Annotated in this window: 12 protein-coding genes; 4 read left to right on the forward strand and 8 right to left on the reverse strand. The window is 59.0% G+C overall.

What is annotated here, in order from left to right; translation table 11 throughout:
• Positions 1-70: 70 nt before the first annotated feature.
• Complete coding sequence (gene thrC / locus ETAA8_RS01230; RefSeq protein ID WP_145083714.1) at positions 71-1,471, reverse strand: threonine synthase; 1,401 nt, start codon at positions 1,469-1,471, stop codon at positions 71-73.
• A gap of 345 nt (positions 1,472-1,816) precedes the next feature.
• Between thrC and ETAA8_RS01235 the strand changes: the two genes are divergently transcribed.
• Together ETAA8_RS01235 and nusA are read left to right on the forward strand one after the other, a co-directional pair.
• On the forward strand, positions 1,817-3,076 hold the full coding sequence (locus ETAA8_RS01235) for an ABC transporter ATP-binding protein (RefSeq protein ID WP_145083717.1): 1,260 nt from the start codon (positions 1,817-1,819) through the stop codon (positions 3,074-3,076).
• A complete protein-coding gene (gene nusA / locus ETAA8_RS01240) occupies positions 3,063-4,433 on the forward strand; it encodes a transcription termination factor NusA (protein WP_145083720.1) in 1,371 nt (456 codons plus the stop codon). Before ETAA8_RS01235 ends, nusA begins: the two co-directional genes overlap by 14 nt.
• Before the next feature lie 104 nt (positions 4,434-4,537).
• Here the strand turns inward: nusA and sppA are convergent, their stop codons facing one another.
• Together sppA and ETAA8_RS01250 are read right to left on the reverse strand one after the other, a co-directional pair.
• A complete protein-coding gene (gene sppA / locus ETAA8_RS01245; protein WP_145083723.1) occupies positions 4,538-5,596 on the reverse strand; it encodes a signal peptide peptidase SppA in 1,059 nt (352 codons plus the stop codon).
• A 124-nt stretch (positions 5,597-5,720) separates the two neighbouring features.
• Positions 5,721-6,809, reverse strand: a complete 1,089-nt coding sequence (locus ETAA8_RS01250) for a PA0069 family radical SAM protein (protein WP_145083726.1) — start codon at positions 6,807-6,809, stop codon at positions 5,721-5,723.
• A gap of 126 nt (positions 6,810-6,935) precedes the next feature.
• On the opposite strand from ETAA8_RS01250, the gene ETAA8_RS01255 reads away from it, so the two are divergent.
• Together ETAA8_RS01255 and ETAA8_RS01260 are read left to right on the forward strand one after the other, a co-directional pair.
• Positions 6,936-8,378, forward strand: coding sequence for a neutral/alkaline non-lysosomal ceramidase N-terminal domain-containing protein (locus ETAA8_RS01255; RefSeq protein ID WP_145083729.1), 1,443 nt, complete (start codon positions 6,936-6,938; stop codon positions 8,376-8,378).
• Positions 8,379-8,470: 92 nt separating this feature from the next.
• A complete protein-coding gene (locus ETAA8_RS01260; protein ID WP_145083732.1) occupies positions 8,471-9,649 on the forward strand; it encodes an enolase C-terminal domain-like protein in 1,179 nt (392 codons plus the stop codon).
• 18 nt (positions 9,650-9,667) lie between these two features.
• Here ETAA8_RS01260 and ETAA8_RS01265 read toward each other — a convergent pair whose 3' ends face one another.
• From ETAA8_RS01265 to ETAA8_RS35770, 5 genes are all read right to left on the reverse strand, one after another.
• On the reverse strand, positions 9,668-10,768 hold the full coding sequence (locus tag ETAA8_RS01265; RefSeq protein ID WP_145083735.1) for a hypothetical protein: 1,101 nt from the start codon (positions 10,766-10,768) through the stop codon (positions 9,668-9,670).
• Positions 10,769-11,085: 317 nt separating this feature from the next.
• Positions 11,086-11,817 carry a hypothetical protein gene (locus ETAA8_RS01270; RefSeq protein ID WP_145083738.1) on the reverse strand — a complete coding sequence of 244 codons (732 nt, stop codon included), beginning with the start codon at positions 11,815-11,817 and terminating at the stop codon, positions 11,086-11,088.
• A gap of 174 nt (positions 11,818-11,991) precedes the next feature.
• Positions 11,992-12,675: a tRNA (guanosine(46)-N7)-methyltransferase TrmB gene (trmB, locus tag ETAA8_RS01275; protein WP_145083741.1), complete on the reverse strand. Its 684-nt coding sequence runs from the start codon at positions 12,673-12,675 to the stop codon at positions 11,992-11,994.
• A 13-nt stretch (positions 12,676-12,688) separates the two neighbouring features.
• A complete protein-coding gene (locus tag ETAA8_RS01280) occupies positions 12,689-13,219 on the reverse strand; it encodes a 3-hydroxyacyl-ACP dehydratase FabZ family protein (protein ID WP_145083744.1) in 531 nt (176 codons plus the stop codon).
• A gap of 108 nt (positions 13,220-13,327) precedes the next feature.
• Positions 13,328-13,426 carry a 50S ribosomal protein bL37 gene (locus tag ETAA8_RS35770; RefSeq protein ID WP_391484802.1) on the reverse strand — a complete coding sequence of 33 codons (99 nt, stop codon included), beginning with the start codon at positions 13,424-13,426 and terminating at the stop codon, positions 13,328-13,330.
• Positions 13,427-13,491: the final 65 nt, after the last annotated feature.

The raw sequence follows: 13,491 nt of genomic DNA on the forward strand, positions 1-13,491 counted from the left end.
GACTAGGAGCTAGGAACTGGGGGTAAAGAAGTGCGCTCTTGGCCCAGAACTCAAAACGAAAGAGGTAACGCTAACTATACAGTTGAATCGCTTTGATGATTTCGCCGAGGTCATTGGGTACTGCGACAGCTCGGTTGGCGAACGAGGCCCGTTTGACGCCGCGGCTGCCGAGCACTTTGTTGAACTGTTCTTGATCGGTCGTGTGATAGGCGACGGTGGCCGTCGGGTCTTTCAGCTGATGGCCGGTGAGAATGCAGACGACCCGTTCGTCGCTGCCGATAATTCCTTGGTCACGCAGCAAACGAGCACCGGCCACACTCGCGGCACTCGCCGGTTCGCAACCGAAGCCGCCGGCACCAACCTTCGCCTTGGCATCGAGCATTTCTTGATCGGTGACTTGCCGCACGACTCCATCGCAGAATTCCAGCGCACGGAGGCACTTGCGCAGGTTGACGGGGCGATTGATTTCGATGGCGCTGGCGATGGTCGACGCCTTGCGCCCCAGTTGATCGAGTTCTTGATAGTAATGATCGACAATGCTCATGTTCGCGCGGCCGCCATTCCACCGCAGTCCGCGATGCTCGAAGAGTTCGAACAGCGTATCGGCGCCGGAGGCGTTAATCACTGCCAGGCGTGGCACGCGGTCGATCAGTCCGAGTTCCTTCAACTCCATGAAGGCTTTGCCGAAGGCGCTGCTGTTGCCGAGATTGCCACCAGGAACGACGATCCAATCGGGCACTTCCCAGCGCAGCGCTTCGAGCACGCGGAACATGATCGACTTCTGACCTTCGAGGCGGAAGGGATTCACGCTGTTAACCAGGTAGATGCCCAGGTCGCGCGAAATCTCTTGCACGCGGGCCATCGCGTCGTCGAAGTCGCCGGCGATTTGCACGGTGAGTGCGCCATAGTCGAGCGCTTGCGAAAGCTTGCCGTACGAGATCTTGCCGCTACCGATGAAGATGACCGCTTTCATCAGGCGCGTCGCAGCACAGTACATGGCCAGCGATGCGCTCGTGTTGCCCGTCGATGCACAGGCGGCCCGCTTCGCACCAATGGCATGCGCATGCGTGAAGGCGGCGCTCATGCCGTTGTCTTTAAAGCTGCCCGAAGGATTCATCCCTTCGTACTGCAAGTACAAGCGCCCCGGTTTCATGCCGACATAGGTGCCGACGAAATCGCTTTGTTGCAACAGGGTTTGCCCTTCGCCGACGGTGACGACCGTCTCGGGTTTGGCAAATGGCAGCAGTTCATGAAAGCGATAGATGCCACTGAACCGCAAGGGCTCATTGCGGCGCGACCACATCTCTTCGAAGTACTTCAGCGACGATGGTGGCTTCGAGCGATTCCAGTCGTACAGCACGTCGAGCAGGTCGCCACACTTGGGGCACGCGGTGCGGGCCTCTTCGGGTCCGCAGGTGTAGCCGCACTGGTGGTTCAAGCACCGCTGATAGGCAAAATCGTTGAGAGGCACGGCTGTGATTGCTTATAGCTGTAATTGCTTGTCGTAACGGGAGTTCAGACGCAGTTGCTAGTCTAAGGGGCGGGGGAGAAATGCGGAATGGGGAATTGTGGCTCCCCGTTGGGTTGGCCGGTTCTTGCTCCAACTTGACACTCTCACGCTACACCGATATCTTTTTGAGTGACTCGGAGGCGAAAGCTACTGGCACGTTGGCCGGAGGCTTTCAAGCTGGCAGGTTTTCGTTTTCGCGTCGTGATGGTATAATAGTTCGAGCGTTTTTACCGGCGCGAGCTGCTCGACAGGGTAGGTCGCGTTTTTTTGTCGATTGAGGCAAACAGTACAGGTGATCCGCGGCGAATGGCCAGCTTGCAACTCCTTGGCGTGACAAAGGTTTTCGCGAATCGCGAGACCACTGGAAGTGTCGGGGGAGTGCAGGCGGTACAACAGGTCGATTGGGAAGTTGGCGATGGCGAGTTGCTGGTTTTGTTCGGCCCCAGCGGGTCGGGCAAGACGACACTCCTGCGAATGATTGCAGGGCTGGAGCAACCCTCTGCCGGGCGGGTTTTGATGGACGGCGTCGATGTGACGCATTCATCGCCGCGCGAGCGGAACGTCGCGCTGGTTTTCCAGACCGGCAGCTTGTATGGCCATCTCACTGTCGCGCAGAACCTGGCCTTCGGCCTGGAGCGGCAAAACGGCGGTTGGTTGAGCGGTTGGACAGGTAAGTCGAGTTGTGGTTCGGAGTCAGCACTTTCGAGCGAGCAGATCGCCGAGCGAGTGCGGGACGTGGCGGAACGGGTGGGCATTGCACCTTGGTTGCAGCGTAGACCGGCCGAGTTATCGGGTGGTCAGCAGCAGCGAGTGGCTTTGGCTCGGGCCCTGATTCGTCGGCCGAAGCTACTGTTGCTCGATGAACCACTGGCCAGTCTCGATGGGCCGATTCGGTTGGCGCTGGCGAGAGAGTTGAAGCAGCAGCTGCGCGAGCAGGGTTTGACGGCGATACACGTGACACACGACCTGACCGAGGCCTTGACCTTGGCAGATCGAGTGGCGGTGCTCATCGACGGTCAGTTGCGGCAACTGGCTTCGCCCCGCGAGGTGTACGATCGGCCGGCAGACAGGCAGGTGGCGGAACTATTTTCGCCGCGCGGCTTGAATGCTTGGGTCGGACACTTGTCGGTGAACGAGCGAGGTTGGCAGTTCGCAGCGGACGATGGTTCATTGCAAGCAGCGCGCCTTGAGTTGGTAGCTGAGTTAGCGATAACGAAAGAGGCTTCGCGGCGGGTGGTCATGGCCCTTCGTCCCGAAGATTGCGATATAGCTAGTGCGAGTGCGACCCAGATAGAGCGAGCGGACTGCACGCTGGAAGTAGTTCCAGCTGCCGGTTCGCAAGTCGTCGCAGAGTGGTTGGGTAGCGATTGCTTCGGCAGTCTGTTACTAGAACCGCGAAGTGCCGGGCGCTTGGTATTTCGCTGGAACGAAGCGTTGCTAGGAGCGATTCAGCCCGAGTCGCGACTGCGGGTGCTAGGCCGGCGAGTGCTGTGGTTCGAGGAAACAGGCAAGCGAACAACTTTAGAACAATTGACTGGAAGGCAGGACGAACATGAATCCCGCTGACATGCTGCGGATCGTCGATTCGATCCACCGTGAAAAGAACATCGAAAAAGACGTCGTCTTCCAGGCGATCGAGTCTGCGCTCGTCAGCGCGGCCAAGAAGAGCTTCGGCGAATTGGCCGAGATTACCCTGCACATCGATCGTGCCACGGGCGCGCTCTCTGGCACGCACAACGGCGAGGTGATGGACCCTGATGAAATCAGCGGTCGCATTGGCGCTCAAACTGCCAAGCAAGTCATCATTCAAAAGATTCGCGAAGCCGAGCGTGACTCGCTGCTTGGCGAATTTGGCACGCAGATTGGCCAGATGGTCAACGGCACCGTCACGCGCATCGAAGGTGGTGCTACGATAGTTGCCCTCAGCAACAATGTGGAAGCGATTCTGCCCCGCTCCGAACAAATCCCTGGCGAGTCGCACCAGACCAACGAACGGGTCCGCGCGATCATCTTCGAAGTGAAGCCACAAGGAAGCCGCGTGAAAGTGGTGCTTAGCCGCACCCGCCCGCAACTCGTGCAGCGACTGTTCGAACAAGAAATTCCTGAAGTCTCGGAAGGTGTAATCACCATCAACGCGATTGCGCGCGAACCGGCTCACCGCAGCAAGGTGGCCGTCAGCAGCACCGATCAACGTGTGGATTGCGTCGGCGCTTGCGTTGGAATTCGCGGCAATCGGATCAAGAACATCGTCGACGAATTGTCGGGCGAGCGGATCGATATCATCCGCTGGAGCGACGATCCCGAAACGCTGATTCGCGAAGCACTCAAGCCTTCGGAAGTCGACCAGGTTCTGCTCTGCGATATGATCGGCCGCGCCATCGTGCTGGTTCGCGAAGATCAGCTGTCGCTGGCCATTGGCCGTAAGGGTCAGAACGTTCGTCTCGCCAGCAAGCTGTGCGGCTGGGACATCGAAATCATGACCAACGACGAACTCGAGCAGCAGATCGATCGCGCGGTCGCCGGGTTCATGCAGATCGAAGGGATGAACGAAGAGTTGGCCCAGCGGTTGGTCGAACAGGGCTACCTGTCGTACGACGATCTCTCGGTGATCGAACCCGATGCCCTCATGGAAATGGGGAGCATGACGGAAGAACAGGTCGAGAAGATCGTCGAGCAAGCGGAAACGCTCGCGCTGGAAGCTGAAAAGGTTGCCGACGCCGAGAAGCAGCGCAAGCGGATCGAAGACAACGAAGCGGCTGCTGCTGGCAAGCCCGTTGTGAAGGGCAAGTCTGCCAACCGTGGTCCAGCGAAGGCTCCGCCACCGGCTGAAGCCCCTGCCGCCGAAGCTGCGCCAGCAGTTGAAGAAACGCCGGCATCACCCGCTGAAGCTGCTCCTGCTGCGGAAGCGCCACCCGCAGAATAATCATGCGGGGTCGGGAAGTTTTTAGGGCTCGAGTATCGCTTTCGGCGAGATCGGGCCTGACCCAAACGGCTCAGGGTAATCACGATCACCGTGCCCGAGAACTGTTACTCCGCGCGTTTGCTCGCAGCCAGCGTGGGAAACGCCGAAAACAGGTAATAAGCTCGCGGCGTCGACATTTCGAGCAGGCCCGTGAGCGCCGAAATGTTCGCGCTTCCTTGTTGGGCTTTCGCCATGGCACCGATGTCGAAGAGTGATGCGGGTCGCTTGTACTTCACGACGCGGACGCTGTCTTTCTCCAGCTTGGCCAGTTCCAGCGCGCGAGCCACGGCATCTTCGAGAAAGCCGATTTTGTCGACGAGCCCATGCTTCACCGCCTGGTCGGCCGAGAAGATCTCGCCGGTGGCGAGTTGGTCGAGAGCGGATTCGTCCTTCTGAAAGATCGGGCGACCCGACTTCACGATGTTCTTGAAGCGGCCGAAGCTTTCGTCGACATAGGCCTGAATCAGTTCGCGATGCTCGGGCGAAATGTGTTTCGTCATGCTCAGCATTTGCTTCCGCTCGTGGCTGGCGATCGAATCGTCTTTTACATCGAGCTTGTCCAGCAAACCGGTCAGGTCGTAGTGCGGAATGATGACACCAATGGATCCGGTTGTCGTCGTCGGCTCGGCAAAAATGACGTTCTCTTGATCGTCGACGGCCATCGACACATAGTAACCGCCGCTGGCAGCCATGCTCCCCATGCTGACGACGAGCGGGATCTTTCCCTTGTCTTCGCGCAGCCGCTTCAGGTGGTGATAGATGTAGTCGCTGCCGGTGACCGTGCCGCCGGGAGAGTCGACGCGAACGATAATCGCCTTCACGTCTTTGTCTTCGCGCACGCGGTCGATCTGTTGCTTGACGAAGCCGTCCCCTTCCATGATGACGCCTTCGATGGAGATCACGGCAATCTTGTCGGACGAGAACTTGCCGCCGCTGACGTACTTTTCTTCCAGCCCATTCGTCACGTCGAAGTATTCGGCCAGTGCCGACCATTGACCGATGACGATCAGCCCGGCGATGAAGAGCCCAACCCAACCGAAGACCGCAGCGAGCTTCCAAAAACCCGCTCCACTTTGATAGATGACAATGGGCTGCGGCGGATAATTCGGGGATGCTTGGGACATGAGCGTGAGCTCCTCGGGCGTGCGAGCGGACAAAACATATCAATAACTTACGTTATTTTAGGGCATTTGGTTGGGGCGACCAGGGGAACCGATCGCCCAGCAATGGCCGCAAAAACCACGAAAGCTAAAACAACTGCCCCTGTCCACCCGGCAAGCGCGGGGGGCGAAAGCGACTGCAATCGAGCGCTGGCGAAGGTTGATCGAGACCCAGTTTGCGGCAGAACGCTTGAAAGGTGGTTCGCACACTATCGGCGTACGGGCCGGTTCCGGTCATGCGCTGGCCGAACTCTGCATCGTAGAGTTTGCCGCCCCGCACTTCGCGCAGCAGCGACTCTACTTTGTCGGCCTGCAACGGGCGATGTTCGAGCAGCCAAGCGCTAAAGATGGGAGCGACGGCCCAGGGCAACCGGAGCATGACATAGCCGGCGTTGTGCGCACCAGCTGCTTTCGCCGCGGCCAGAATCGCCGGCACTTCGTGATCGTTCAAGCCTGGAATGATCGGCGCGACCATCACCCGCACAGATACACCAGCTGAGGTCAATTCGCGAATCGCCCGCAACTTGGCCGCGGGCGTGGCGGTTCGCGGTTCCATGGTCCGAGCCAGGTCTGCATCGAGCGTGGTGATGCTAATGCCCACACCGACCAGCTTGCGCTCGGCCAAAGGTCGCAACAGGTCGAGATCGCGGAGAATGAGCGAGTTCTTGGTAATCATCGTCAGCGGATGTTCCGCTTCGAGCAGCACCTCCAAAATGCCCCGCGTTAGTCGGAAGCGTCGTTCCGCAGGCTGGTAGCAGTCGGTTACGCCCGAGATCATGATTGGCTCGGGCTGCCACTTCTTCTTGTTCAGCTCGCGACGGAGGATTCGCGCCGCATCGAACTTCACCAGCACGCGCGTTTCGAAATCGAGCCCCGCATTCATTCCCAATGTTTCGTGCCCGGGCCGGGCGTAACAATAAACGCAGCCATGTTCGCAGCCGCGATAGGCATTGAGGCTGAAGCGAAACGAAACATCCGGGCTGTCGTTCTCGCGAATCAACGTTTCTGCCCGGTCGGGCAAGAATTCCGTCTCGACCTTCCTTCGCTCGCCTGGCAGTTGTTCATCTTCAGCAAACCCATGCTCATGATCGGCCTCTTGCCGCGAATGCTCGAAGCGATTCGGCGGATTCACGGTCGCCGCGCGGGCAACATAGCGGTGGGGAGTTTCGTCAGGCATAACAGAACCCTGCAGAGGAGGATTTTGATTAGTGTACACTTGAACACACTTCGCGTGAACGGCATTCGTGCTATTTTCACTCCATCTCTCCTCGAACCCCCGCCCGATTTGCCTGAGCCCACCATCATGCGCCACGAATCGCCCCAATCTGTCTGCCGCTTCGGCATTGCTCGCGGCGATATCACGCCGCCGGTTGGCATCTATCACCGCATGTGGGGTGCGGCCACGCACGAGAGAGCAGCGGGCGTGCATCGCCCGCTCGTGGCTTCGGCGGTTGTGATTGCGCCCCTCAGCAGTGCAGCGACCGATAACCGGGCGCTCATTACGCTCGATCATTGTTTACTCGGCGAGACAGAAATCGAGCTGCTGAAATCGACGATTGAAGAAATTGCCGGCACGCGTGCGAAACAGTTATTGATCACATTCACGCATACGCACGGTGCTGGGCTGATGAGCCTGGACCGCAAGAACTTGCCGGGGGGTGAGCTGATTGGTCCCTATCTGCGCGAGGTGGCCAGCCGCTGCGGCCAATTGGTCCTGCAGGCCAACGAGCAACTCGCAGAAGCCACGATCACCTATGGCATGGGCCACTGTTCGCTGGCGACGAATCGCGACTTTTGGGATGCAGATCGCAAGCAGTTCGTGTGCGGCTTCAATCCCTCACTACCCGCGGACGACACAGTCGTCGTCGCGCGCGTGACGAACGAAGCGGGGAAAATTCTCGCCACCTTTGTCAACTACGCCTGCCACCCCACCACACTTGCTTGGGAAAATCAGCTGATTAGTCCCGACTTCATCGGCGCGCTGCGCGAAACGGTCGAACGCGAAACGGGCTCTGCGCCGTGCATCTTTCTGCAAGGCGCTTCGGCCGAGATTGGCCCCCGCGAAGGTTTCGTCGGTGATGTGGCAGTCGCCGATCGCAACGGCAGACAGTTGGCCTATGCAGTGCTCGAAGCTCTTACTGCACTTCCCCCAGCGGGCACGACCTATGTCTATCAAGGACCGACCATCTCCGGTGCCACGCTGGGTACTTGGAAGGACGAACCGTGGAGCGAGGCCCGCCGCGCACAGGCAAGCACCCTCGCCTGGCAGAATACCGAACTCGCTCTTTCTTATCGGCAAGATCGCCCCAGCCGCGCCGAGGTCGAAGCGACATTGGAAAAGCAGCAGCAAGTGGAACTGGAAGCCCTGGCTGCTGGCGATCAAGCCGAGGCCCGCGATGCTCACGCGCTGGTCGAACGGCAAACGCGGATGCTGCGCCGCCTGGATGAGTTGCCGCCGGATCAATATCCGTACGTCATTCAAGCCTGGCGGTTGGGCGATGCGATTTGGCTCGGGGTACGCGGAGAGTTGTACAGCGGTCTGCAAACGGCAGTGCGCCGCGCGCATCCGGAAACGCCAATCATTGTGATGACACTCGTCGATGGCTGGGGCCCATCGTATATTGTGCCTCGCGAGAGTTATGGCCGCGGTTTGTATCAAGAGTCGGTGGCGGTCCTCGCCCCGGGCACGTTTGAGCAGGTGGTCGCCGCGGCAACCCAACTCGTGAATCAATTAATCGGTTCCTAAGGTCCGCTGTGCGTTTGTTTGTTGATTCGCGCTACTACTAATCGTGAACTGGTCATGGTCCGCACAGCGGACCCTACTGAAAAAACTGCACCATGAAAATTACGCGCATTGAGCCCCTCGTTTGCCACGCCCGCATGCGGAATTGGATCTTCGTCAAAGTTCACACCGATCAGCCTGGGCTGTTTGGCTGGGGCGAAGCGACGCTCGAATGGCACACGCGGGCTGTCGTCGGCGCGATCGAAGATTTATCGCAGTTAGTAGTCGGCGAAGATCCCACGCGCATCGAACACTTGTGGCAGATGATGCACCGCCAGCACTTCTGGCACGGCAACGGCATCGTGCGTTCGACCGCGATTGCCGGCATCGATATCGCGCTCTGGGATATTCTCGGCAAAGTCGCCAACATGCCTTGCAGCAAGCTGTGGGGCGGACCGGTTCGCGATCATGTGCGGACGTATTGCCATCTTGGCGGCGGGCGGATGGAAGATTTTTACGAAACGCCCGTCGACAATGCCAAGCGGTTTGCAGAACTCGCGCAGCAGGCAGTTGCCGATGGTTACACTGCCTTCAAGAGTATGGCGGTCCCTTCGACCTTGCCGCTGGAGGGAATGAAGCCAGTTCGCGCAGCTGAAGCAGCCGTTCGCGCCATGCGTGAAGCTGTAGGGGAAGAGATCGACATCATGGTCGATTGCCACGCGCGGCCGTCACCGGCGATGGGCCTGCAGTTTGGCAAGGCGCTCGAGCCTTATCATCTGTACTTCTTCGAAGAACCTTGCTGGCCGGAGAGCATCGAAGGTCTGGCGATGATTAACCGCGAGCTCGTAGCTCCAGTAGCAACCGGCGAGCGGCTGACGCATCTGGCTCAGTTTCGCGACTTGTTCGCCGCTCGGGGCTGCGAAGTTTGCCAGCTCGATATTACTCACTGCGGCGGTTTGTCCGAAGCGCGTCGCATCGCCGCGCTGGCCGAAGCTCATCGCATTGCGCTTGCGCCGCACAATCCGCAGGGGCCAGTCAGCACGGCCGCGTCGTTGGAGTTTGGCTTTGCCCAGCCCAGCTACATCATCTGCGAGACGGTCCACAACGATGTGCCGTGGCGAGCAGATGTGGTGCAAGAAGGATTTACGATTGACCCGAAGGGGCGCATCGTGCGGCCGAATCAGCGGCCGGGTCTCGGCATCGAAATCGACGAGGCCGAAGTGAAGAAGCACCCCTTCGAACAAGAGGTGCTGCAGCGAGTCTTTCTCAGCGATGGCAGCGTGGGCGATTGGTAGTCGCCGCGCGGTCTGAGCTTAGTTCGTAAAGGTCTTGATTTTGACAACGCCGCGAAGCGTATTGCCCCCTTCTTGAATCAGGCGGGCCTTTTCGCGGCCGCCATCAATCAAGCCGAGCTTACGGACTCGGGTGTTGCCGATGGTGATGCGATCGACGCCGCCCCCCGATTCGATGTACATCCGTTCGAAGATCGAATCGCGAACCGCAATCGTATCGACGGCGTTACCGGTGCTGATTCGCAGCGTACCAGCTTGGACGTTGTCGATGAGGATGTCATTGGCACTTCCACCCGTCTTTTGCAACTTGAGTTCGCCCCCCACCACAGTATCGACCAGGTCGAAGTTCAGGTTGGCTCCCAAGTCTTGGACGAACATTCCGCCCCGAGCACGAAGGTTTGCTCCGTTGAACGTGTCGGCTCCGCCGCCGAGCAGAACCGTTGTCTTCTTGCCAACCGTCACCGGGAAGGCAGTGAGCTCACCGCCGCTGGGTGTGAAGGTCGTCGGGAAGCGAACGGTGTCGTTGCCGTCCGTGGCCGTGTTCAAAGGATTGTTGACGTCGGCATGAATGGTGAGATCGCGGGCGATCGAAGCATTCGTAATATCGAGCGTGTCGTTACCCGAACCGAGCTTAATGGCCATTGTGGTGCCAACTTCGAATTCGTTGGCGATGGGGGCTGCCCCACCCGCTGCGTTGCCATTGCGTCCGATGGTCACCGTGTCGTTGCCATTCCCCATTTGAATGTCGACAAAGCCATCGACGACAAACGAAGTGGAAGTGGCAGCGCCGAACACCAAGAGGTCGTTGCCGTTATTCGCAATGACGCGAATTCCCTTGGTAACGTTGTTGAAGATCTGCGCGTTCGCCGGCACCGAAGTATCCAGGCCGTTGATCGTCGTGGCAGTGCTGCCGGTCGGGGTCGTCCCGATCACCGAATAGGCATCGGTGGTTTGGTTGTAGTCGATGGTGATGCCGTTGTCCGCGGTATCGCCGGTGACCACGAGGACGCCGTTGGTAACCACGGCGGTCACGTTACCGGCCATGAGCGAACGATCTTCTAACTTCTCCATCGCCAGACGTTGGAAACCACGACCGCTAGGATGCTTGCGCGCTTGACGCATACAGACCTTTCTGTTGACCGCTCGGGACCATTGATGACTGCCCTACCAACCGCAAAAGGCAAGCTGGCGAGAATCTATCAATTGCAACGACACAGTTCCTTATAGATAGACTTTGCATCGGCAGCAACGAAACGGAATCTTCGGCCCGAGCGTGGGTTTGGGAGGTTTTTTCCGATTTTGCCGGCCAGCCCGTCGAACTGACTTGCTAGCAAGCACTTAGCTGATGCAACAGAACCGCGTGTGCCTGAGTGGTAATACGCGGCAACCAGGCAGAGTGTTCGGGCGGAATACTTGTGCACCAATTCAGGTACAGCCGCTTATTGGTACGAACGATAGTACTGCGACCGGTCGTTGCGGTCGTAAGTCGGATAGTAGCCATCGAGCCAAGGCTGGGCATAGTTTTTCTGCTGCCCACCCCAAGCTCCGGGGCCATTCCATCCACCACCACCATTCCAACCGCCTCCGTTCCAGCCACCGGGCCCCATATTGCCGGGCCCCATATTGCCGGGGCCCATATTTCCCGGTCCCATGTTGCCGGGACCGTTGGGGCCATTAGGCCCGTTTGGACCAATGGGCCCATTGGGAGGGAAGCCGCCACCACCGTTCCAACCGCCGCCGTTCCAACCGCCACCCCAGCCACCATTGTTGATGACCGTGGTTCCCAGTCCGCCGAACGGAGGGCCCCATTGATCGTAGGGGACCGAGAACGGACGAAACGGGAATCGCCATTCTTCGTACGGCCGCACAGCCCGGCCGTATTCTTCGACAATGTGCATATTGTCTGCACTGCCGCCCGCCTGAATCGTGCTCCGATAGTTTCGATAGCCGCTGCGCATGAAGTCGGCCCGGTGATAATAGTAAAATGGTCCGATCTGCGAGTACTGCGTTACCGGTGCGCCCGAGAGCGGATCGTTCGTGTAGTACGAAGGGGCAGTCAGCCAATCGGCACCCACGGCGGGCGCTGCACTTGCGATGAGCAACAGGGCCGGCGCAATCAGGGCCGGCGCAAGTAGAGTCGAGCGGAGCGAAGACGCAAATGATGGACGCATGGCAGCACACCCAGAACAGGCGATGAGAAGAGCTACCTTCCAGCCTAATTGGGTCGCGACCGATTTCTAGCGAGTGTACTATCAGGCCGCTGAACTGCCGGCGAATCGGGAGAGAATGTGCCGATAACGACGAATCGCCCGGGCGCGTTGGCGCAGTTGTATCGATCGCGCGAGCTATGCCGGCGCAGGTATTGCCGGAGTCGCTTCTTTTGAGAACTCCGACCGATAGACGGGCAACTCATGCAGACGCATGCGGCGCTCGAAGTGCGTGCGATAGTCGAGGTTGTGTTCGGCTGGCGATTCAGGCACTGCGAGTGGCCCGAGGAGTTTGCCGGCGGGATGCGGCGGCAACTGTGCAATCAGTTCCAGCGACGTTTGAAAATACTCTTCGACATCGGTCCAAAAGTGGAGCTTGCCGCCGGGAATCAGCGTCCGAATCACGTCGTGCAAGAATGCTTCGTTCATCACGCGCCGGCGACGATGTTTCTTCTTCCACCACGGATCGGGAAAGTAAACGTGCACCGCGTGCAACGAACTGTCGGTGACCCACTCGCGAAAGAAGGCGAGCGCGTCGCCTTGCGCCATCAGCGCGTTGGTGCGGCCCGCGCGCGCTAGGCGTGACGCTGCGAAGCGGGCATATTTCATCGCCACTTCGACGCCAAAAAAATCGTGTTCGGGCCGCTCGCCCGAAGCGCTCAGCAGGAATAGTCCCTTGCCACTACCGACTTCGACTTCGACCGGTGAGGAATGGCCAAAGAGTGTTGCGGGCGCGAACGGCTTGGGAAGTTCGCTCGCCGTGAGGAGGTGCCGGCTGAGATCCAGCTGCGGATCGATTTTGGGAAGAGCACGTCGGCCCACGGAGCTACCCTACTTAGGCTTTAGCGCCGCGTGTTTTCTGATACTCTTGCAAGGCCGAGACCGGAATCGGCACGCCTTTGAGCGTTCCCTCGATGCACAGTCGATCGTTCACCGCGCCCTGAAAGGTGCAGACAATCATCCGGCCGCGACGAACTTTTTCCAGCTTGCACATGACGAGGAAGCGATCGCCGGGAAACACCGGATCGCGAAATCGCACTTCTTCTAGGCCGCCGAAGCCGACGATTTCACTGCCGAGCAGGTCGTACTTTTGCGTTACGAAGCTGCACAGCTGGGCGATCGATTCGAGCATGACCACGCCGGGCATGATGGCCAAAGCGGGGAAGTGGCCGCGGACCCAGAAATCGTCGACCGACGTGTCTTTGTAGCCAACGCTCAGATAGCTCGTCTCATCGACGTGGACAACGGCCGTCAACTGCTCCATTTCGAAGCGTTGCGGGTTGAATTTACGAATTTCCTCCAGCGTCGCCATGGGGCGGCTGAAATCGATCGTCGACAAGTCAACCAAAAAGTCTTGCTGGGCCACAGCATCATCCCTTCCCGGACGCGGACAAACCACAGACCTGCTCAGTAAACGGTCGTGAAGCAAATCGGCTGGCTGGTTGGCGGGGTTGGCGAAAAACCAATGGAAGTCTTAGGTACGGACCAATTTGCGTTTGGCACGCTTGGCCTTGCCGTTGGCCGGGCGCTTGCCATGATTGGCTTTCTTTGTGGCACGATGGGGCTTCGCCATGAAATCACCTGAAAAATCGACGCAACTCCGCCGCCTCAGCCGGGTTACCAACCGTGGGTAACTCG

This window comes from Anatilimnocola aggregata (assembly GCF_007747655.1).
Taxonomy (GTDB): Bacteria; Planctomycetota; Planctomycetia; order Pirellulales; family Pirellulaceae; genus Anatilimnocola; species Anatilimnocola aggregata.